Source organism: Pantoea sp. SIMBA_079, from assembly GCF_046940275.1.
Classification (GTDB): domain Bacteria; phylum Pseudomonadota; class Gammaproteobacteria; order Enterobacterales; family Enterobacteriaceae; genus Pantoea; species Pantoea borealis.
Map to the genome: position 1 here is coordinate 1 of NZ_JAWRYR010000349.1, position 270 is coordinate 270.

1 protein-coding gene is annotated in these 270 nt (G+C 62.2%); it reads left to right on the forward strand.

Translation table 11 applies throughout. The annotated features are described in order from the left end of the window. The coding region (locus SB719_RS20315; protein WP_412159764.1) for a hypothetical protein at nt 1–270 on the forward strand (270 nt) is incomplete at both ends.

The following is a 270-nucleotide window of genomic DNA, read 5'->3' on the forward strand; positions in this document are numbered from 1 at the left end:
GCGCTCGAAGGCTATACGGCGGAAAACATCGCCGAGGTCTTCGGTCCGATCCGCGATTATGTGCGTGAGCCCAACACCTATAATGACGACATCACCTTCGAGATCGCCTTTCTGGAAGCCTTCGGCGACAAGGGTTCTGCCGTGACCAGCGCCGACATTGCCGAGCGCTGGACTTCGCTGATCCCGCTTGGCTGGTCGGCGGAGGCGATCGCGCTTTCCAACATGCGGCGCGGCCTCACCGCGCCTGAAACCGGGACGTCCGACAATCCG